General features: G+C 62.3%; 23 protein-coding genes. 11 read left to right on the forward strand and 12 right to left on the reverse strand.

The features are described 5' to 3' along the window. Nucleotides 1-563: 563 nt before the first annotated feature. The 3 genes from MKK49_RS15975 (at nt 564) to rmf (ending at nt 1,614) form a co-directional block, all read left to right on the forward strand. The gene (locus tag MKK49_RS15975; RefSeq protein WP_244030125.1) at nt 564-1,016 is read left to right on the forward strand and encodes a Tellurite resistance protein TerB; all 453 of its coding nucleotides are present in this window, start codon (nt 564-566) and stop codon (nt 1,014-1,016) included. Between the two features lie 38 nt (nt 1,017-1,054). After that, nucleotides 1,055-1,348, forward strand: coding sequence for a hypothetical protein (locus tag MKK49_RS15980; protein WP_244030127.1), 294 nt, complete (start codon nt 1,055-1,057; stop codon nt 1,346-1,348). Nucleotides 1,349-1,437: 89 nt separating this feature from the next. Further along, nucleotides 1,438-1,614, forward strand: coding sequence for a ribosome modulation factor (rmf, locus tag MKK49_RS24680; RefSeq protein WP_313899174.1), 177 nt, complete (start codon nt 1,438-1,440; stop codon nt 1,612-1,614). A gap of 57 nt (nt 1,615-1,671) precedes the next feature. Here rmf and MKK49_RS15985 read toward each other — a convergent pair whose 3' ends face one another. Further along, on the reverse strand, nt 1,672-1,959 hold the full coding sequence (locus tag MKK49_RS15985) for a hypothetical protein (protein ID WP_244030129.1): 288 nt from the start codon (nt 1,957-1,959) through the stop codon (nt 1,672-1,674). Nucleotides 1,960-2,588: 629 nt separating this feature from the next. Between MKK49_RS15985 and MKK49_RS15990 the strand changes: the two genes are divergently transcribed. Further along, nucleotides 2,589-2,729 (forward strand): hypothetical protein, encoded by a 141-nt coding sequence (locus tag MKK49_RS15990; protein WP_244030130.1) that lies wholly within the window; start codon nt 2,589-2,591, stop codon nt 2,727-2,729. A gap of 1,411 nt (nt 2,730-4,140) precedes the next feature. Next, nucleotides 4,141-4,356 (forward strand): hypothetical protein, encoded by a 216-nt coding sequence (locus MKK49_RS15995; RefSeq protein WP_244030132.1) that lies wholly within the window; start codon nt 4,141-4,143, stop codon nt 4,354-4,356. Nucleotides 4,357-4,577: 221 nt separating this feature from the next. On the opposite strand, the gene MKK49_RS16000 is transcribed toward MKK49_RS15995, so the two are convergent. Continuing rightward, nucleotides 4,578-5,006, reverse strand: coding sequence for a hypothetical protein (locus tag MKK49_RS16000; RefSeq protein ID WP_244030134.1), 429 nt, complete (start codon nt 5,004-5,006; stop codon nt 4,578-4,580). Between the two features lie 579 nt (nt 5,007-5,585). Here MKK49_RS16000 and MKK49_RS16005 point away from each other — a divergent pair. Continuing rightward, entirely contained in the window at nt 5,586-5,891 is a 306-nt protein-coding gene (locus MKK49_RS16005; RefSeq protein ID WP_244030135.1) for a hypothetical protein, read from the forward strand. Between the two features lie 296 nt (nt 5,892-6,187). Next, nucleotides 6,188-6,523 (forward strand): hypothetical protein, encoded by a 336-nt coding sequence (locus MKK49_RS16010; protein WP_244030137.1) that lies wholly within the window; start codon nt 6,188-6,190, stop codon nt 6,521-6,523. Here the strand turns inward: MKK49_RS16010 and MKK49_RS16015 are convergent. From MKK49_RS16015 to MKK49_RS16040, 6 genes are all read right to left on the reverse strand, one after another. Then, entirely contained in the window at nt 6,520-9,285 is a 2,766-nt protein-coding gene (locus MKK49_RS16015; RefSeq protein WP_244030138.1) for a hypothetical protein, read from the reverse strand. The genes MKK49_RS16010 and MKK49_RS16015 overlap by 4 nt on opposite strands. A 53-nt stretch (nt 9,286-9,338) precedes the next feature. After that, on the reverse strand, nt 9,339-9,548 hold the full coding sequence (locus MKK49_RS16020; protein ID WP_244030139.1) for a hypothetical protein: 210 nt from the start codon (nt 9,546-9,548) through the stop codon (nt 9,339-9,341). A gap of 235 nt (nt 9,549-9,783) precedes the next feature. Continuing rightward, nucleotides 9,784-10,095, reverse strand: coding sequence for a hypothetical protein (locus MKK49_RS16025; RefSeq protein ID WP_244030141.1), 312 nt, complete (start codon nt 10,093-10,095; stop codon nt 9,784-9,786). A gap of 14 nt (nt 10,096-10,109) precedes the next feature. Continuing rightward, on the reverse strand, nt 10,110-10,877 hold the full coding sequence (locus MKK49_RS16030) for a hypothetical protein (RefSeq protein ID WP_244030143.1): 768 nt from the start codon (nt 10,875-10,877) through the stop codon (nt 10,110-10,112). A gap of 104 nt (nt 10,878-10,981) precedes the next feature. Further along, nucleotides 10,982-11,296, reverse strand: a complete 315-nt coding sequence (locus tag MKK49_RS16035) for a hypothetical protein (RefSeq protein ID WP_244030145.1) — start codon at nt 11,294-11,296, stop codon at nt 10,982-10,984. Between the two features lie 214 nt (nt 11,297-11,510). Then, the gene (locus MKK49_RS16040; protein WP_244030147.1) at nt 11,511-12,047 is read right to left on the reverse strand and encodes a terminase small subunit; all 537 of its coding nucleotides are present in this window, start codon (nt 12,045-12,047) and stop codon (nt 11,511-11,513) included. Between the two features lie 255 nt (nt 12,048-12,302). Between MKK49_RS16040 and MKK49_RS16045 the strand changes: the two genes are divergently transcribed. Continuing rightward, nucleotides 12,303-12,509 carry a hypothetical protein gene (locus tag MKK49_RS16045; protein WP_244030148.1) on the forward strand — a complete coding sequence of 69 codons (207 nt, stop codon included), beginning with the start codon at nt 12,303-12,305 and terminating at the stop codon, nt 12,507-12,509. Between the two features lie 117 nt (nt 12,510-12,626). Next, a complete protein-coding gene (locus tag MKK49_RS16050; RefSeq protein ID WP_244030150.1) occupies nt 12,627-12,848 on the forward strand; it encodes a hypothetical protein in 222 nt (73 codons plus the stop codon). Between the two features lie 211 nt (nt 12,849-13,059). On the opposite strand, the gene MKK49_RS16055 is transcribed toward MKK49_RS16050, so the two are convergent. The 4 genes from MKK49_RS16055 to MKK49_RS16070 form a co-directional block, all read right to left on the reverse strand. Next, nucleotides 13,060-14,346, reverse strand: coding sequence for an AAA family ATPase (locus MKK49_RS16055; protein ID WP_244030152.1), 1,287 nt, complete (start codon nt 14,344-14,346; stop codon nt 13,060-13,062). Further along, on the reverse strand, nt 14,343-14,591 hold the full coding sequence (locus MKK49_RS16060; protein WP_244030154.1) for a hypothetical protein: 249 nt from the start codon (nt 14,589-14,591) through the stop codon (nt 14,343-14,345). The genes MKK49_RS16055 and MKK49_RS16060 overlap by 4 nt, the downstream gene beginning before the upstream one ends. Continuing rightward, the gene (locus tag MKK49_RS16065) at nt 14,588-14,800 is read right to left on the reverse strand and encodes a hypothetical protein (protein ID WP_244030156.1); all 213 of its coding nucleotides are present in this window, start codon (nt 14,798-14,800) and stop codon (nt 14,588-14,590) included. The genes MKK49_RS16060 and MKK49_RS16065 overlap by 4 nt, the downstream gene beginning before the upstream one ends. Before the next feature lie 200 nt (nt 14,801-15,000). Continuing rightward, nucleotides 15,001-15,213, reverse strand: coding sequence for a helix-turn-helix domain-containing protein (locus tag MKK49_RS16070; RefSeq protein WP_244030158.1), 213 nt, complete (start codon nt 15,211-15,213; stop codon nt 15,001-15,003). A gap of 123 nt (nt 15,214-15,336) precedes the next feature. On the opposite strand from MKK49_RS16070, the gene MKK49_RS16075 reads away from it, so the two are divergent. Both MKK49_RS16075 and MKK49_RS16080 read left to right on the forward strand, forming a co-directional pair. Then, entirely contained in the window at nt 15,337-15,879 is a 543-nt protein-coding gene (locus MKK49_RS16075; RefSeq protein WP_244030159.1) for a hypothetical protein, read from the forward strand. Further along, nucleotides 15,876-17,033: a tyrosine-type recombinase/integrase gene (locus tag MKK49_RS16080; RefSeq protein ID WP_244030161.1), complete on the forward strand. Its 1,158-nt coding sequence runs from the start codon at nt 15,876-15,878 to the stop codon at nt 17,031-17,033. The genes MKK49_RS16075 and MKK49_RS16080 overlap by 4 nt, the downstream gene beginning before the upstream one ends. The last annotated feature ends 66 nt before the right edge of the window (nt 17,034-17,099 follow it).

Raw genomic sequence — 17,099 nt, forward strand, 5'->3', positions numbered from 1 at the left:
ATCGCCCTTTCGGGCAAGCCCGCTGCGCGATGGGATCAAAGCATTGAGGTGCCCCGCCGCTACGTTGCGGCGGGGCTTAGTCACTCAATCAGTTCCCCCACATCCGGCGATGCTGGAACTGACGACCGCTCATGCGGCGATTCATCCGACGCGAGGACATCCGCGGACGCATCATACGTCGGTCGATGCGGACCTGAGTGACGGGCTCTGTCAAAGTCGCAAGTGCTGGCATCGGGCCAACCACCGCAGCTGAAACCGAGCTTGCGAATGCGATGGCTCCCAATGCCATCAGGCTTGCAGTGGCGATCAGCGATCTGCGCATAATGGTACCTTTCGTGCTGCCATCACGCCGCAGAAATCTGCCGCCACATGGTTGAAGCAGACTTCAACGTTCTGAACGGTGTTTCGGCTCGCGATTAATTGAATTTGCAGGAAATGCCCACCGCCGTGCGAGCTGCGAGAAACCAGGGTTTCTATTGCGAATAAATCGAACCGCGACCTATAGCTGCCTTGAGCGTTGCCACCGCGCGGTCCCTCAAGTGATCCGTCCCTAGGAGTCCAAGATGGGCATTTTCCAGAACCTCATCCAGAGTGTCACGGCCTACGTCGGCGATAAGACGCTGATGCATGCTGCAGTGTCGGCCGCGGCGAACGTCATCGTCGCCGACAGCGAGGTCGATGAGGAGGAGGTAGAGGTCGCCTTGGCGGCCATGAAAGCCAATCCCATCATCGAGAAGGGCTACGATACCCTGATGCTGGAGGCCGAGCTGTTCGACGGCATCGCACGCGCGCGGACTCGCGTCGGCCGCGTTGACAATCTGAGCCGCGTGGCCGCCATCGCCGACCGGTCCATCGACCAGCGGAACAGCGTGTTCCTCATCGCGTCTGATGCCGCCGACTACGAGGGAATCAGTGAGGTCGAGCATAGAGCCTTGAACGAGATCGCGACCGCCTTGTCTGTCGACAAGGACGCCCTGCTCCGGCTCGCTCACGTCAAGCCGACCCTCGCCCCATAATCCGCAGGCAAGGCTATCGCGCCGGGAGGCGTATCGAGATGAGCGAAAGCCCGATAACGGTTGCAATCATCCCCGACCCAACCAGCCGCCTCGCTGAGGTCTCTCGGCTCGCGACGCTCCTCGCAGATCGAGTGCTGGACGCTCAGATCATGAAGCGCCCAGTTCGAGATGATGACATCCGCTCGCTGCTCGACGCCGGCCTGCTGCTGAAGGAGCACGGCAAGGAACTGCCGTCTCTCCTTGGGCAGATTATGCTGGCAGCCGAAGGGCCCGAGCCAGAGGCTGCTGCAGAGCCCGGACGGCTGGCTCGCGCGCTCCGGCCGTTCCAGTGAACGAAGGGCTGAGAATGCTTGATATGCCGCGGGATCACGTTTCATTTTGGTGCAGTTGATCCTGCACATTTGAATGCGGAGGCACCGCCATGGCCCAAACCCAGCATTCCCATCCGGACCCCATCGAGGAAGGTGCCCAGGCCCGAATCCATGGTCGGCCGAAAGATTCTTGCCCCTACCCTCGCGATAGTGAGAAACGCGCGTCATGGATGGAGGGGTACGATGGAACGCCCCGCAATGATGGCCCAGATCCCCGATTGGGGTGAGCGGAACGCGCCAGGAAATAGAAGCATCGCCGCTATCGCTATGAAGTTTAGCCTTCGTCAGTCCGGCTGATTATTCTTGCTATGATCGACTTTTATTTTTGTAATTGAACTGTTATCTCGATCGTTTTTCAAAAAAGCCGCACAAAATATGCTCATAAGCCAGCTAATTTCAAGAACGCCGGATAAGTAAATTGTTCTTAGCAATACATCTGTCGCATCAAGATGGTTGATGGCTCCAGAAATGCCAATAGCTAGAGCTATGGTCATCACAATAGGCAGCAGAAGCCACCATGACAGGAACGTGCCACTGACTGCGCCCAGCACCGCAACAACAAAATAGGACATCGGTCCGCAGCCTTTCACAATCCTGTGATTGGGTCGTGGGCTGTTTAGAGTAGGCTTTCGTTAAAATATATCTCCGAATAAATCACATAAGCATCAAATTGTCGCACCAATGGTCTTTCTCGAAATAATAGCTCACCACCGCGAGACGTTGGTTACTAGACCATAATGCCCACGGCAAAGTACGCTATCAGGCTGACTATGACAGCTAGTATTAATCCGACAAAGCATAAATAAAAAAAGTTTTTCATGGGTGCGATTTGATTATTGGGGTACTTCCGTTTTGTGTCGGCTCTGCCTTCCGGTTGCGTACAAAGCAAGCGACGAATGCGGTTCATGATTCGAGCGATTTCCGAATTTGCCAAAGGTGGCGGGCTCATATTTGATATCAGAGTTCGCCATGCTTATGACTTGTGGAAAGTACGCAGACCCCTCTCGATCCTCAGCTTCATCTCCTGGCCCAGGTTCGAATGCCCACGGAGGCGGTAGGTACGTTCACGGAACCAAATTGGTTTCCGGCGGCACTCGTTTTTCTGCCCCCCCTATCTGAAGGATCACCCATGCCCCCTGGCAAGATTGGAAGTCGGGACCGTGCTGAAACCAGGGCTGCCAAAGAGTCAGAGCGAGCGGATATGGCCGAGCAGGTTTGGAGCGAGGTCGAAGTTCAGAAGGCCATCACCGACGAGAAGACCGCGCGGTTGAAGACACAGCGGCTCGCACGAGATGTCGAGGAGGCTGCTGCCGCGAAGAATTCGAAGCCGACAACCGAGTGATAGCGGCCATGCGCTACACCCTCCATCAGCTCGCACCTGGCAGCTACGATCTCGCGCATGATGGAGAGATCATCGGCGGCGTCGTTCGCAACGTCACTCCCTCGGGCTGGCCTTAGAGCTGGATTGCCGAGCTGTTCGAAGAGATCCTGCCAGACCGAAGGCCCACGCCCTTCAGCGAGGTTGAGCACTCCTTCAAGTCGCTTGAGGCTGTGATAGCTTGGCTCGGTAACGCGGCGATCGCCGTTGAGACGAGCGAAATCTAACTGCCTGTTGCGCGTAGCCTCGCGTTCGCCAAGCAGCTGAGCGGGCGTCGCGTGCGTGTCTTACCCTTCTGGGCGAAATGGAGTGTCGTACCCACTCAGAGCCGACGCGCTGAGTTCCGAGCATCGTCATCCGCCGCTATGACGCCAGCCAGCACGCGCGCTGGCGTCGTATAGACGATCCGCATTCCTTTCGGGACCGGTCCGCATCCGATGCAAACGGCATAATCCCAGCGACGCCAGATCCGGGTGTTGCGCTCATCGACCGCTAGCTGCCTAGCCTGAGCGATCTCAATGAGTCTTTTGATTTCGGCTGCCTTCTCGTCACTTGTCAGATCCGATAGTCGAGAAGTGGGCAGTCGCGGCTGAGGTTTTCCCTGGCTTAAGGCTGGCGTTGCGAGACTGACCGATGCAGCGAAAACTAAACAAATGACGCGCATTTGAAATCCTCAAGGGACAATCTGTAGTTTCTCTGGATTAATACGCGATTATAATGAAAAAAGTTGCGCAGTGCAGCCGAAGATAGTCGATTAAAAATTTGTATTTCATGCCGACGCAACAAAAGACCCGCCTCGGATTGCTCCGGGCGGGTGAAGGTCGGGTCCTAGGAGGGACAAGAAGCGCAGATAGGGGGTCACCCCGTCGCTCGAAATAGATTCTACCCGCTTTTATTGCTAACATGTCGTCATATGACGGTATTATCTGATCATGCCCAAATTAAACAACCGGCCCCAAATAGCAGGAATGGAGCCAGTGCGAACGAGATGATTTCTACAACTGGCCAGTCAACACTCATTGGTAAAATCTTTGATTTCGGGAGACGCATCGCATGTCCTCCTCCCAATTAAGGGCTGCCGTAAGGGAATGCTCGGCTAGAAAAAATTAGGCCCTCGACTATCGAGACCTTTTGCATGAGTTCGATTTTTCAAAACCATCATATGATGGCCGCCGCATAAATTTATTGTCGACGTGACGTGGTCAAATATTAGGACTAAGCTGCTCCAGCGAAAAACTGAATGCCGGTTGCATCCAATGTTCCGCGGGCGAAAAATGATGTTCAGCTGCAACGGCATCGTCATGCTGAAAGCGTGCGTTAGAGACGAGCGGCGGCGTCGTATCGGCACGGGCTTTTAGCCATAACAGGATCCCCAATGGCCCAGGACAAGAGCGGCAGCCAGGATCGCGCTGACACCCGCGCTGCCAAGGCGGCCGAGAGGGCCGATACCGCAGGACAAGTCTGGGAAGAGGTAAGGGTGCGAGAGACGGCACGCGACGACCAAATCGTTCGCCTGAAGGCTGAGCGACTGGCGCGGGATGCCAACGATGTGGCGGCGAAGGATGTCGCCGCCCAGCCGGTGAAATCTTAGCCGGCCAAGGGCTGACGACAGCGCTTCCCAACCGGAAGTGGTCACTTCCCGCCGCGCTCAGTCGAATCGTCGATCAGGTCGGTGATGACGGCGGCGATGCCGAGGATGGGGCATCCGGCCCTGCTTGGCCGCTGAAGCCAGTTCATGGGCGAAAGAGCGAGGCTGGTTCTCTCTGCATTCATCAGAATGGCAAAGGGGCTGGGGTGCGGCCGTACAAGACGCTAGCGACCAGCGCCTTCGATCGCGTCGTTCGGTACATCCTTCGGCCAATACCCCTGGCCAGGTACGTTCAGGAATTCATCGCGGAAGCGCCACATGATCGTGCCAATATTCTTGGCCTTGTCGCTGCCAGCGAGTGGGATTCCTGCCGCATCAAACGCGTCGACTAATTCACCGCGGGTCATGGGTTTCCCTCGCGACACGATCTCATCGCGGGCAAGCTTGGCGAGGCGTGCTGGCGCGATGATGTTTCGCTCTCGACGCTTAGGCGTGCTCGGCGTTTCAACCGCGGTATCCTGAGGAGTGGCACCTCGATTAGCGCTGATTCTCATCAGGTTTTCGTATGCCCGGAGATACTCTTCCACGGCCTTGAGTTCGACAAGGAGCTCCCCCTTGCGCTTGAGCTGGTTCTTATAGGTCGCGTCGTCCATGGCGCGGCCTCCAACGTGGAAATTCACGACCCCGATGCCCCACTCTAGCGTGATGCCTGTGGAAGCGTAACACAAACCACTCGAAATGGTTAATGGAATCCACTCCTGGGGTTGCAATCCAGGTGGGACGACTCTAATTGATGCCCATGCGCAAACGCCCCGCCTGTGAAGGCAGGGCGCGCACGGTGAACCACAAGGTTCACTGCAACCGATCGGGGGCCGTCGCCGGCCCTCGGATGTTCGCTTGGGGAAGGGAATATCTAGGTCCGCGGCGGCTCTCGGTCAACCATGGAATGTAAGGATTTCACCATGGCTGATACCCCCAAGCCGCCCGCTGAGGGCCAGCAATTCATCTTCCGTCCGTTCATCACACTTCCTAACGGGACTGTGCTCTGGGCCCGGAACTATGGAAAGCGGGCCTTCCGGATCCCGGTCGGACCGGTTAGCGAGCGCTAAACGGAACTAGGAAAAGGTCGGTCCGAACCCGGCCTTCTTCCTATTGAGGCAATCTCGACAACCGCACCCCAGCATCTATCCTACCCCGCGGCAGAGGCATTCCAGCTTCGCCGAAGGGGCACCATGGCTGACGATCAGACCCACCTCGAGCATCTGGCTACCCTCCGCAGCGCGCTCGTTGCGAAGCGCAGAGAGGTGGCCATTGAGTGCACTCAGTTCCGCAAAAACTCGGCGGGGCAGCACTTCAAGCCATCCGATGGGTCAGGTTTCGGGGAGAGGCTCTTGGAGCTTCAGGAGCAGATCCACGCCGTCGATGATGCGATTGAGGATGAGATACGCCTAGCAGCGGAGGCTGAGCGGTCGCAGGCCGATGCGGCGCCTCCGTACACGCCTCCTTTAACGAGCCAGAGTGGGCGGAGCATCGCTTGAGGCCTTCGCAGCTAGCACGCTCGGGCACGCGGTGCTGGCTTCGACAAGCGTTCTTCGGCGCCTAGGAGCCTCGCTCCTCCTCCGCCACTGCCTCCACGGCCGCGATCGCATTCTCTAGGTCCGCGATCTGCCGAAGCATGCCGTCCGGTGGCAGTATGTTAGATTGCGCCGCCTGCATAATGAGGTCGCGCTGGCGCGCCTTCAGGCGGTCAAGCAGAGCGTTGAGGTTTGGCATATCAGCGATGTAGCGCTTGCCTCAATCTCGACAACCGCACCCCGGCGGCTATCTTGCCGGGATGCGCCCTGCCCTGATCGCCCTCGCCATTGTCGTCCTAGCCGCTCCGGTGGAGGCCGCTGAGCGTTTGCCGACCTTCCCCAAGCGGACGCCCTACGAGGACGCCCGGGCGAGCCTCAAGGGACTGGGCTGGGAGCCGATCCGCCTTGAAGGCGCCGCGACCTGCGAGCAGGAAGATGAGCGCTGCACCGGCCGTCCCGAGATGTTCTTCTGCTCAGGGACCGGCCTCGCGCGGTGCGTCTTCACATGGCGGCGTCGAGACCAGCTCGTAGAAGTCGGCACCTTTGGCGAGACCTCGCCGATGGTGGACTCGGTCCGCTGCCGCGCGGGCTGTTAGTTCTCCTTGCTCGCTTCAGCCATCGTAGCCCCGCGATTGAGCTTCACGTCGCGGAACAGGTTGCCGCTCGCCGAGGTGCTGACCTTCGTGTCGGGCCCGGGCTTGTTCACAATGACCGACACGTCGCCGCGAACGTTCGTCCCGCCGCCGTTGAGCATCGCCGATCGGGACGCCTTCGCCATCAGGCTCTTGCCGCCGTCGCCCTCGAAGTCGATGCGCTGCTTATCAGCGGCGGCCTGCCGGCGCTTGTATGCTTCCGCGAAGCTCTCGGCGCCCTGCACGGCCTCGCCTTGCTCGAATGACCGCATGGCACGCTGACGTGCGGCGAAGCCTTCGCCGTCAGCCCTCTCGCGCTGCGCCGGGGCAGGACGGTCCTGGGGTACGGTTGAGGCGCCGCGGGGCACGCGCTGCATCAGCTCGACGGCGCGCCGGTTCTTGTCTCCGACGAGCGAGGCCCATTCGTTCTTGAGGCCGGTCGGATCCGCGCCGCGCGCGCGCGCCAGCTCGGCGCCGATGCGATCCTGTAGCTTCTCGTCATACAGGTCGTCGCCGTTGAGGCCGAGCTTTCGACGCATCCGGCGAAGGGTAGTCCGGACAACCTGATACCGGCCGATGGCGCTGGAATTGAAGCCGTTCTGCGGATGGTTCAGCATGCCGGTCTGGAGCGTGTCGATCTCGTCCAGCGTCTTGCCGGTCAAGTTCTGCTCCTTGCCACCCGGCAGGAATTTCCCAAGCGCCAGGGATGTATCGTAGCCGCCGCCGGGCCGGTTGGCCGTACCCTCGGATCGCGCGATGTGGTCCAGCACGTCCTTGTAGTCGCCAGGGTTTGCGCCCTGCAAAGGCCCGATTTCTGCCGACGGCTCGCCGCGCAAGGCCCGGCCCACCCTATCCGCCGGCCCACCGCGGCTGATCCCGAGGGGCGGCATGCCGGACAGGACATTGAACTTGCCGCCGCCGAAATTGCGGTTCGGGAAGGGGCCGGATTGCACGACGCCTCGGGTATCGTCTGGGCGGCCTGAAAAACGGCGCGGTAGGTCGCCGGGCAGACCGCCTCCGCCCCACCGTTCTTGCCGCTCGCGCCCGACCTCACCAAGGGCCCGCCCGACACCGCGCATTGCTCTAGGCACATCGCTCTGGATGCCCCGGTTTTCACGGTAGGCCCGGAACCGATCCATGACTTGGGGGTCGCCCTGGGCATCCAAGCCTCGACCGCCACCCTGGATGGCTGCCATGCTGTTACCGACACGAGCCATGGCGCCCATGCCGCCAAAGGACGCCTTCTGGATCAGGCCGCCAAGCGGAGCGGCCGCATCGAACGACTGCTGCTGCACCGTGGCCTCGCCCGGCTTCTTGTCCGGCAGGGCCTCGCGCAGGCGCCGCATCTCGTCGATGAGCTTGCCCTGCTCCCGACGGTGGGCCTCCGCTTCGCGCTGAGCCTTGGCTGCATCCTCGGGTTTCCCTCCGGTGATGATGCCGAGCATCGTTTCGGTCTGCGCGTCCGTCGGCTTCGACGGCTGGGCGTTGCTGCGCTTGCCGACGCTGGCATCCGTGGCGCGGTCAATCTCGGCTAGTTTCTTGCCGGCCTCGGTGAAGTCGAGGTTCTTCAGATCCTTCAAAACACCGATGGAGAGAGCCACCGCACGGATCGCTCGTGCCGTGTCGTTGGCCGCGGCGCCGATCTCCTTGAATACGCTTGAGACCGCATCGCCGTTGCCCTTCGCGCCGAACTCGGCCATGAGGTCGCGGATCTGCTTGAAGGCCCCGCCGAGCTCGGTTTTGACCTCGCCGAAGCCCTCACGAAGATGGGCGAACGCGCCGTTCCAGTCGATGGATTCGATGTAGGCAACGGCATCACGGATGGTCTGGACAATGGCAGGGGTGGTGCCCTTACGCTCGTCGTCTAAGAAGCTCTTCATGGTGACCGCGACCTTCGCCAGCGGGCCCTCAAGCTCCATTGCGATCGCGGTGCCGATCTTCCTCATTGTGGCGGCGAGACCGCTCATCGCCTTGTCGTAATTTTCTGCGCTCTGGACCATCTCCGGGGTGAGCGGACCGGCTTCTTTGCCGGCCTTGGCCAGCTGCTCGTCAATGGTGCCGCGGTGCTTCTCAGCGAGGCGCGCGGCGTCGCCCATGCGCAGCACCTGCTCGGCGTAGACGCGCCGGCCGGCCGGGTCCTCGATCCCTTCCAGGCCCTTCAGGGCTTTGGACAGGGCCTCGCCGTTGTCCTTCGACCGCATCAGGTCATCGGCCAACCGATTGAAGTAGGCGCGCCCCTCGGTGGTCTTCCCCTGCGTGCGCAGGAATTCCATGATCGGACCGATGCCGGCCCGGGCCTGCCGCATGCTCTCGGCAAACGCCTGGATACCCGAGGCCGACGATCCGGCGTCCACCCCGACCTTGCCGAGGATCGACTGCACGTCGCGCAGCTGCTGGGCGGCGATGCCGGTATCCCGGCCGAGCTGGCCGAGGCCGGAGGCGTTCGTGGTGAAGTTGCGAACGGCGGCCTGAATGCCGGCCAGGGCAGCCGTCACGCCAAGCCCGGTCACGCCGATGGTGGCGAGCGCCGGGTTGAGCACCGTGGTGGCCGTCTGGGCGGCCGACTTCGCCGCGCCCTCGACCTTGTTCAGGCCGTCGGACAGCACCTTGGTATGGGCGCCGCCGTCCTTCGACATGCCCTGAAGCATGTTGCGGAGGTTGCGAAGTGGAGACGAAAATTTGTCTACAACTTCGGCCACCATTCTGAGGGAATCGGCTTCAGACATTTACGTCACCCCTCTCCAGTTCGGTATCCCGCATCGCGCGCTCGAGGCGTGGGCTACGGCCGCCCAGCTAGGCGCACCGCTTCCTCGAAGGCCGTCACGTCATCGATAGCCTCGTGCAGGGTGTCCGGCGCAATCTTGCGCTCGCCCCCATTGCCGACGCCGCCGGCATCGCCCGGGTCGATTGGGGGCTTCCAGACCGCCTTGTCGATCTCGGTAGGCGTCGGGTCGGGCGCGGGCTCGGTCTTCTTTGGTTCGGTCGCCATGATAATTTTTCCTCAGCGGTGAGACGAGCCGCAGCGGCTTGATCCACCACTGCGGCTCTCTGTGTTCCCGCCGGCTTGGGAAGCGGGATCGGTCTTGCTGGCCTTTGGGTCGTCCGCCCCCCATGGCGATGGATCGAGCTTCAGACAGGCCGGCTTGTCGCTATTGGGCTGACCGGTTCGCCCTCAACGGCGCGGTGGAGGCCCTTTCGGGTTAGCCGCGCAATTCCATGTCGCCTCAGGTGACCCGACGCTCCCAGGCGCGCACGTCGCGTTCGACCTCGGCACGGATTGCTGCGCGTCGTTCGTGCTCCGCCGTCGCGTCCTCAGCGATCAGGCGCTCCTGTTCGGCGATGTGCGCACGGGCCTTCGCCTGTCGGGTGTCACGCAACGCAATGGCGCGGCCCGCCTCGGCCTCCCGGCGCGCCGCACCCTCGGCCAGCGTGGCGTCCATCTCCGCATCAATCTCGGCCCGGATACGGGTGCGCTCCCGTTCCGCGGTGATCGGCGCGAGATCCTGAAACGCTCGCAGGGACTTGTTCGAAATCATGGTCCATCTCGCTTCTAGGTACGGGGGCGACCCCAAAACGGCGCCGCATAGATGTAGCCGTCGGGCGTGAGGCCGGGCAGGTTGAGGTAATCGACCACCGACTTGTGCGGCTCGGCCGGGACTGCGGGAGCGTCCCGCGGAACGACCTCCGTGCGCCGTTCCCACCGTCCCTGGTTGGCGTGCATCTCGGGAGCATCGAAACGACCAGCGCGCTCGCCTGTCGCTTTATTCACGAAGTAGACGCGCTCTTCAGTGAGATCTGGGCTGCCGGCATAGTGCCGCCCGTTGAACGCCGGCTCAGCCATGAGGCTGATCGGCTCGACGCCCTCTGGAAGCTCATCGTTCGCCTTCGCTGCCTTGTCGCGAAGATCTACCGCCGCTCTCACGATCTCAGCGAGGGCACGCGCGGCCGGCAGGTATTCCGTGGCGATCATGGTACGGGCCTGCGCCATGGCGCTCGTGCCGGCGTCATAGATCGCCTGGCGCCGGGCCTGCTCCGTTGCCCACTCGGCGGCCTGAACTGCCAAGGTCAGCCGGGCGTGCGCACTCTCAGCCACGTCGATCCGGCGCTTCGCGTTCTCGATGGCGCGATCATGCTCTTCGAGGGTATTCACATCGCCGCCGTCCACCACTTCGGAACGCCGCTCCTCGAGATCATGGCGCACGCGAACAGCATCTGCTCGCTCGCTCTCGGCTTTCGCCAGATCGCGGCGAAGTTCCTCGACCGCCTCACCGGCATCGGTAGCCTTTACCTTCTGGTGCTTGGGTGTCCTAAGCAGCATCGCAGTATGTGCCCCTATTTCTAAAGGCTATTCGAGCGATTTAAAACCGCACGTGCAAGCACGCATTTCCCGCAAAAACCGCATTGCGCAAGTTTACTGCGGAATTATCCGATTTTTGCCGCAAGCCTTCGAATGCATACGCGCCAACGTGAGCCGTATTGCTTGCCGATTCCATCGGCGACACACCAACGACGAATGGTGTCATCGTCTCGGCCCGCGCGTTCCGCCGCTTCTCGAACCGACATGAGACTTGGGTGCCCGGGATTTTCCGGCCATGCCATGTCGTCGCCGCGCGCTCCATCGGGAAGCCGCTCGCAACTCGCGAGATATAGGCGCAGGCGCTCATGCGCGTCGGCAAGATCTGCCATGAGGGCAACGAGCGTTGGGTCGGATAAGCGCGAAGCGCTGAGGTCGCTCATGAGCCTGACCTGAGTCGTTGAACAGAATCGGCGGGGCGCCTGACCCATCCTTCTTCCCCACCCGGCTCACAGTAGATCTTCCCGTCATTGGGGCTGTGAAACCCTGGCTCATGACCGTGAACACGTTCTTCGGCGTAGGCTTTCGGGCGGGTGAGCCCCTGGTGCTCCTCCCGCAAGTTGATGGGCTCAATGGGTTCGGGGGGCTGGTTGCGGCTCATGCCTGCCCCCGGGTGTGGGCGTGAAGGTAGGCCTCGCAGGCGTCTTCATCGAAGGACTTGCCGTGCGCTGCGGCGAGTGCCCCGAAATCGACCTCCATGCCAGCGGCACAGAACGTCTCGACCAGGTCGACGGGCTGGATCTTGGCGCTAGCCAGATGGGCCTCAGCTGCGTCGCCGAGGCGAGTGGTGACGGTTTGCTCCAGGACGTAGGCCGTCTCGATAGATGCCCCTGCCTCCATCGCGGCATCGACGGCGATGGTGCCGACCTGCGCGATGAGGTGGCCCACCGCCCGGATCACCGCGGCCTGCTCGGCAGTGTCGAGCTCCATCACGGTGCCGTGGGCGACGACTTCCCTTGGCTTGGCGCAGTAGCGGTCACGCCAAGCTGTTACCGCCCCAAGGTCGAATTTCCATTCTTTTCCTTTACTTCCGCGCCGGACGAAGGGGCACCCCCTCTGGATCCACACGTCGAAGGTAGGAAGGCTTACACCACAATAACTTGCGGCCTGTTTGCGATTGACGATCTGAGCCATCTTTGAGCTCCGGGCATAAACATAAAAAGGGAATTTCAAAGTTGGTAGCTGGTGACCTACTGCACTCGCGCTGACCCTCAGGGTCGGCGGGGCCTACCAAGGACCCTGGGACTGCAGGGGAGGTAGCTATCCGCTGTATCGGGGCTCTATCCACTGAGTGGCATGCCGCCCCGCGATCGTGTCGCGCCCTTGTGTTCGATCGCATTGGCTCGTGGTGCGTTGCACATCCCCACCAGGCACGACCCAACAGGATCCATGACCCTTCGCCCGTTTACCAATGCCAGCCGACCGACAACCCGGCTCCGCGATACCGATACCGATCGCACTGGATCCGACAGGCCAGAGGCAGAGCTGGAGCACGACGCCGAGGGCAAAGGCGTTCAGTTCATCACGACGATGCTGCTCGGCCTGACGGTCATCGGAGCCGTGGGGATGCTCGCCTTCAACTGGACGATGACCTGACGGCAACTCTCCTTCAGCCATAGGTGGATGGTGTGGGACCGCGATCGAGTCGCACCCCACGCCCCGATATCTGCCGCGCGCCGGACGTTGCCCCTGCTGATCACACAGGAGATATCCGTGACCGTCAGCACCTACCCCGCCGCCGATGCAGGCCGGCCGACGAACAATGTCGTCAACGCCAGCGCCAATCGCGCAGGCGCCGAGAGCACCTCGATGAAATCCGAGCACCGGGTCGGGAACACCGTCGACAAGGTCGATCAGGTCAGCAGCGTCACGCTGCTCGGCATCGCCATCGTCGGTGCGGTGGCAATGCTCGCCCTCCATTGGCTGGTGGGCTGAGCTGGCCGCCTCGCCGAAGCGCCTCAGTTTTTCGAGCGCGTACCCTTCCCGATCAGGGTGGGGGCCCTCCAGGCCCCCTTCCCTGTAAGGGAAGGGGTGTAGGTGTGAAGGCGTCTGAAGGGCGTTTGAAGCCGGTATGAAGACCGTCTGAAAGGCGTCTGAAGCCCAAAATTGTAGGACTAAAGACCGTCTGAAGGGCGTCTGAAGGTTATTAATCATCATCACCTCCTTCTGAAGGCGTCTGAACGATCCGCTTTAGACGGCGTGACAACGGCCCGAATTCCTCGACCGTGATCCTGTTGAGCGTGAAAAGCCGGTTCATCGCGGCGGCCAGGACCGCCTTACTCAGCCCCCGCGAGGCCGGGTCTTTGGCGAAGACGCTGGGCGCGAAGTTCGCCGAGGGCGTCGCGCTCACATGCCGGCCCTGCTGCGTGTAATCCGCCAGCAGGCTCATGAACGTGTAGTCGGCTTGCAGAGCGCTGGACGCCTTGTCGAAGGCCGTGCTCGGCCCGGCATCCTCTGGCCAGAACATCCCCTCCCGCCAGCGCACCCGGAACTGCCCACCGACGTTCGCGTAGTTCGCCTTCTTCGTCGACAGGATGCGGAGGTCTGGATCGGCCTCGATGGCCATACGGCCGCGTTCGTCGGCGAGCAGCGCCCGCTCCAGGTAGAGCCGGCTCCGGACGGAGTTATTCCAGCTGGTCGAGCCCGACGTCCCCGAGCCGCTGGCCATGCCCGATTGGCTAGGGTGGGCGAGCAGGACGATGGTGGTGTCCTGCTTGATGGCCAGTCCGCGCAGCAGGCCGATGAACTGCCTCGCCTGGATCCGTTCGTTCTCCTGACCGCCGAATAGGTCGGCCAGCGTGTCGAGCACAACGAGTCGGGGCCGGAAGTCGGCCACCATCGTCTCCAGGGCCTGCCAGAGGGGCGTCGCTGTCAGGATGTTGGTTCGGCCGGCCGGCGCCGCCAGGACCGCATCCTCGCCGGCCAGGGGCGCGATGCGCAGGTCCGACAGGTCACGCAGTTCGCAGCCGTAGCCCCTAACGATGTCGGCCAGCCGGCGATGCACCTCGTCGAGGTCGTCCTCAGCGCTGAGGTAGAGAGCTCGGCCCGGCTCGACTTGGTGCCCGATCCATTCACATCCCAGCGCCGTCGAGCATGCCAGTTGCTTGGCGAGCAGGCTTTTGCCGACGCCGCCGTCCCCGCCGATCATCGTCACGGTCCTGGCTGGGATGAGACCCGGCACGTGGAACTCGCGAACCGGGATGGGCCGGGCGTGAAGCTCGGCACCGCAGACTGTGTTGAGCTCGACGGGTTTCCCGTCGGGGGCTCGGCCAAGCGCCTTCAGCGCACGCCGGCTCAGGAAGGCCGACAGGATCGTTTTGGTGATGCCGAGCCCCGGGAACTCGACCTCGACGTTGTGCCCCGTCGACGAGCGCACGACACCGTCGCCGAAACGGTCGTGATAGACGGGCTCGTCGAGGGTGAAGGGCGTCATGCGGCACCTCCGGCGCCACGGGGCGCCCATTCTCCGCACCACTCGTCACCCGGGACCGTCGGCCAGACGCCGGTGGTAATGGTCGAGTAGCCATCGGCATCGATGCTCGGCGGGCGGGCTCGACATTCACCCTTCAGCTTTTCCAGGATGACCCGAGATCCGTTCGTCTTCTCCTGAACTTCCTTGTACGTGCCGGCCGGGCAGAAGCTTCGGCAGGTCACGCAGATCCGTGCGGAGGTGCTCATCGCTGCCCCTCCAGCATCTTCATGACGGAGAGGGCCTGTCGCATGGCCGCCGCGGCGCAGCGGGTGGAATAGCGCAGGCCGGCATCATCACCGGCCGCCGCATAGTCCACGCCCATGCCGGCATAGAACGCCGTCATGTGCAGGCATTCCTGCACGAACTCGCGCAGGGCCTCGGGTGTGCCGTGGGCGATTGAGGGGGAGGCGCTCATGCGCGGCTCCCCCAAGTATCGGAGACCGCGAAGGCCAGCTCGGCAACCTGGGCGGCAACGGCCGGGCTCAAACCGAAGCGGCGAGCAAGTTTTTCAGCTTGAAGGGTCGAGGGCTCTGAGGCATATCTCTCAACGCTGACTTGCCGGAAAGCATTCGAGAGACCCGCCGTCGCCCCGCGATGCGCGGGTTTCTTCATGGCTCAAGCATCCCCCTGCGGAATGCTCGCGGACGGATCGATAAGGCGTTCGAGCGCCACGATGGGGACAAGCAGTCGCCGTCCAATCTTGATCGTCGGGATCTCTCCCCTCCCCGCTGCCTGATAGGCAGAGTTTCGGCTGAGGCCGAGCTGTCGTCCTGCTTCCTCGACACTCATGGTCCTACGCTTGGTGCCGTCCGCCGGTCCCGATGCCATGTCGCGATCTCCTGAATTAAAAGCACGCGCATTTGCGTGCTTAATAGATGGACGGGCTTGGTACGCCTTGTCAAGAGAGTGCACGCGATATAACGTGCACTTATTGAGCGAGGATGAGATCTGATGGCAGAGGGTGAAGCGAAACGCCGTGGACGGCCTTCGATACCGGAGGAGGAGCGGAAGTCCGGGAACCTCACGTTCCGCACCCGTGGCAGCCTACGGGCGCAGCTCGAGACCGCTGCGCAGGAGTCTGGGCGCTCGGTGAGCGAAGAAATTGAGCACCGGATGCAGCTCAGTTTCGATAGGAAGGCTGTGGCGCTTCAGATCTACGGCGACTCAAACACCGCTCTTATGAAGGCGCTCTATTCGATCCTTGGTGCCACCACTTCTGATCTGAAGCACTCGAACTCGGCAGTTCATTTGGCTGCAATCACGACCATACTGGCCGCGGCCGGCTCGCGATTCGAGGACCTGATCGAAAAGAACCCTGATCCGTCGGTCTGGGCATTTCTGAGCCGTACTGGAGTGATGCAGGCCCTCGGGTTGAATGCGGAAGAAGCGACCAAGGAAGCTGAACGGGTTGTCCCCGAGATGGCTGCCCAGATGGCCGAGTATCGAGCTGGAGCCGAGATGGCGCGGCGCCTGAAACAAGAGAAGCCAAAATGAAAGGCCACATCCGCGAGCGCTCGCCCGGCAAATGGGCCATCATCCTGGACCTTCGGGACCCGGACACCGGCAAGCGCCGCCGCAAGTGGCACTCGTTCACCGGTACGAAGCGGACGGCGCAGAAGGAGTGCGCCCGCCTCATCACCGAGATGCAGGGCGGGGACTACGTCGAGCCCGGCAAGGAGACCCTGGCGGCCTTCATCGACCGATGGCTCGACCACATTCGCTCGCAGGTCTCGCCCCGCACCCACGAGCGCTACACCGAGCTCGCCAGGAAGAACGTCGTGCCCCTCTTGGGCAGTGCCGTCCTGACGAAGCTGCGGCCGGAGCAGATCTCCGCGGCCTACACCAAGGCCCTCGTGAGCGGGCGTCGTGACGGCAAGGGAGGTCTGGCCCCGCGCACCGTCCACCACATGCACCGCATCCTGCGCCAAGCGCTGGGCCAGGCTGTGAAGTGGCGCATTCTTGCGCATAACCCGGCCGACGTCGTCGATCCGCCGAAGGTCGAGCGCGCGAAGATGCGGGCGTTCGATGCCCACGAGACGGTCATCCTGCTCGCCCACTTCCGGCCGACTCGGATGTTCGTGCCCGTCCTGCTCGGCGCGCTCTGCGGCTTGCGCCGAGGGGAGGTAACGGCCATGCGCTGGCGAGCTGTGGACTTCGCTGCCGGGCAGCTCGCCATCGTCGAGAGCACCGAGCAGACCCGCGCCGGCACGCGCTCGAAAGAGACCAAGAGCGGCCGGTCGCGTCGGGTCGCCCTCCCCTCGTACGCCCTTGAGGAGCTGCGCCTGCATCGCCTTCGGCAGGCCGAGGAGCTTCTGAGGATCGGGGTGCGCTTGACGGACGACACCTACGTGTTCGCCCAGGCTGACGGCGCGCCAGTCCAGCCCAACAGCCTCACCCACGAGTTCACGCGGATCCTGGCGCTTTCGACCGCCCTGCCCCGCGTCCGCTTCCACGATCTTCGGCACAGCCACGCGACACAGCTGCTGGCGAGTGGTATCCATCCGAAGATCGCGCAGGAGCGCCTCGGGCATTCGAGCGTCGGCATCACGTTGGATCTCTACTCCCACGTGCTGCCGGGGATGCAGGAGGACGCTGCTGCGAAGGTTGACGCTGCCCTGCGCGCGGCCATAGAGAAGGCCGCCGGTTGATTGGGTAGCAAAGCGGTAGCAGAAGGCGATTTCCCCGCCTAAGTCTGAGGGGAAAATCTCCAATTC

It is taken from the genome of Methylobacterium sp. J-090, from assembly GCF_022829345.1.
GTDB lineage: Bacteria > Pseudomonadota > Alphaproteobacteria > Rhizobiales > Beijerinckiaceae > Methylobacterium.

Bases quoted from the DNA above. Each gene is read 5' to 3' on its own strand.
- MKK49_RS16005 (WP_244030135.1), top strand. From the start codon at position 5,586: ATGGCTGACGATCAGACCCACCTCGAGCATCTGGCTACCCTCCGCAGC.
- MKK49_RS16080 (WP_244030161.1), top strand. From the start codon at position 15,876: ATGAAAGGCCACATCCGCGAGCGCTCGCCCGGCAAATGGGCCATCATC.
- MKK49_RS15980 (WP_244030127.1), top strand. From the start codon at position 1,055: ATGAGCGAAAGCCCGATAACGGTTGCAATCATCCCCGACCCAACCAGC.
- MKK49_RS16045 (WP_244030148.1), top strand. From the start codon at position 12,303: ATGACCCTTCGCCCGTTTACCAATGCCAGCCGACCGACAACCCGGCTC.
- MKK49_RS16035 (WP_244030145.1), bottom strand. From the start codon at position 11,296: ATGAGCGACCTCAGCGCTTCGCGCTTATCCGACCCAACGCTCGTTGCC.
- MKK49_RS15995 (WP_244030132.1), top strand. From the start codon at position 4,141: ATGGCCCAGGACAAGAGCGGCAGCCAGGATCGCGCTGACACCCGCGCT.
- MKK49_RS16075 (WP_244030159.1), top strand. From the start codon at position 15,337: ATGGCAGAGGGTGAAGCGAAACGCCGTGGACGGCCTTCGATACCGGAG.
- MKK49_RS15990 (WP_244030130.1), top strand. From the start codon at position 2,589: ATGGCCGAGCAGGTTTGGAGCGAGGTCGAAGTTCAGAAGGCCATCACC.
- MKK49_RS16020 (WP_244030139.1), bottom strand. From the start codon at position 9,548: ATGGCGACCGAACCAAAGAAGACCGAGCCCGCGCCCGACCCGACGCCT.
- MKK49_RS16060 (WP_244030154.1), bottom strand. From the start codon at position 14,591: ATGAGCACCTCCGCACGGATCTGCGTGACCTGCCGAAGCTTCTGCCCG.
- MKK49_RS15985 (WP_244030129.1), bottom strand. From the start codon at position 1,959: ATGTCCTATTTTGTTGTTGCGGTGCTGGGCGCAGTCAGTGGCACGTTC.
- MKK49_RS15975 (WP_244030125.1), top strand. From the start codon at position 564: ATGGGCATTTTCCAGAACCTCATCCAGAGTGTCACGGCCTACGTCGGC.
- MKK49_RS16070 (WP_244030158.1), bottom strand. From the start codon at position 15,213: ATGGCATCGGGACCGGCGGACGGCACCAAGCGTAGGACCATGAGTGTC.
- MKK49_RS16055 (WP_244030152.1), bottom strand. From the start codon at position 14,346: ATGACGCCCTTCACCCTCGACGAGCCCGTCTATCACGACCGTTTCGGC.
- MKK49_RS16040 (WP_244030147.1), bottom strand. From the start codon at position 12,047: ATGGCTCAGATCGTCAATCGCAAACAGGCCGCAAGTTATTGTGGTGTA.
- MKK49_RS16025 (WP_244030141.1), bottom strand. From the start codon at position 10,095: ATGATTTCGAACAAGTCCCTGCGAGCGTTTCAGGATCTCGCGCCGATC.
- rmf (WP_313899174.1), top strand. From the start codon at position 1,438: ATGGCCCAAACCCAGCATTCCCATCCGGACCCCATCGAGGAAGGTGCC.
- MKK49_RS16065 (WP_244030156.1), bottom strand. From the start codon at position 14,800: ATGAGCGCCTCCCCCTCAATCGCCCACGGCACACCCGAGGCCCTGCGC.
- MKK49_RS16030 (WP_244030143.1), bottom strand. From the start codon at position 10,877: ATGCTGCTTAGGACACCCAAGCACCAGAAGGTAAAGGCTACCGATGCC.
- MKK49_RS16015 (WP_244030138.1), bottom strand. From the start codon at position 9,285: ATGTCTGAAGCCGATTCCCTCAGAATGGTGGCCGAAGTTGTAGACAAA.
- MKK49_RS16010 (WP_244030137.1), top strand. From the start codon at position 6,188: ATGCGCCCTGCCCTGATCGCCCTCGCCATTGTCGTCCTAGCCGCTCCG.
- MKK49_RS16000 (WP_244030134.1), bottom strand. From the start codon at position 5,006: ATGGACGACGCGACCTATAAGAACCAGCTCAAGCGCAAGGGGGAGCTC.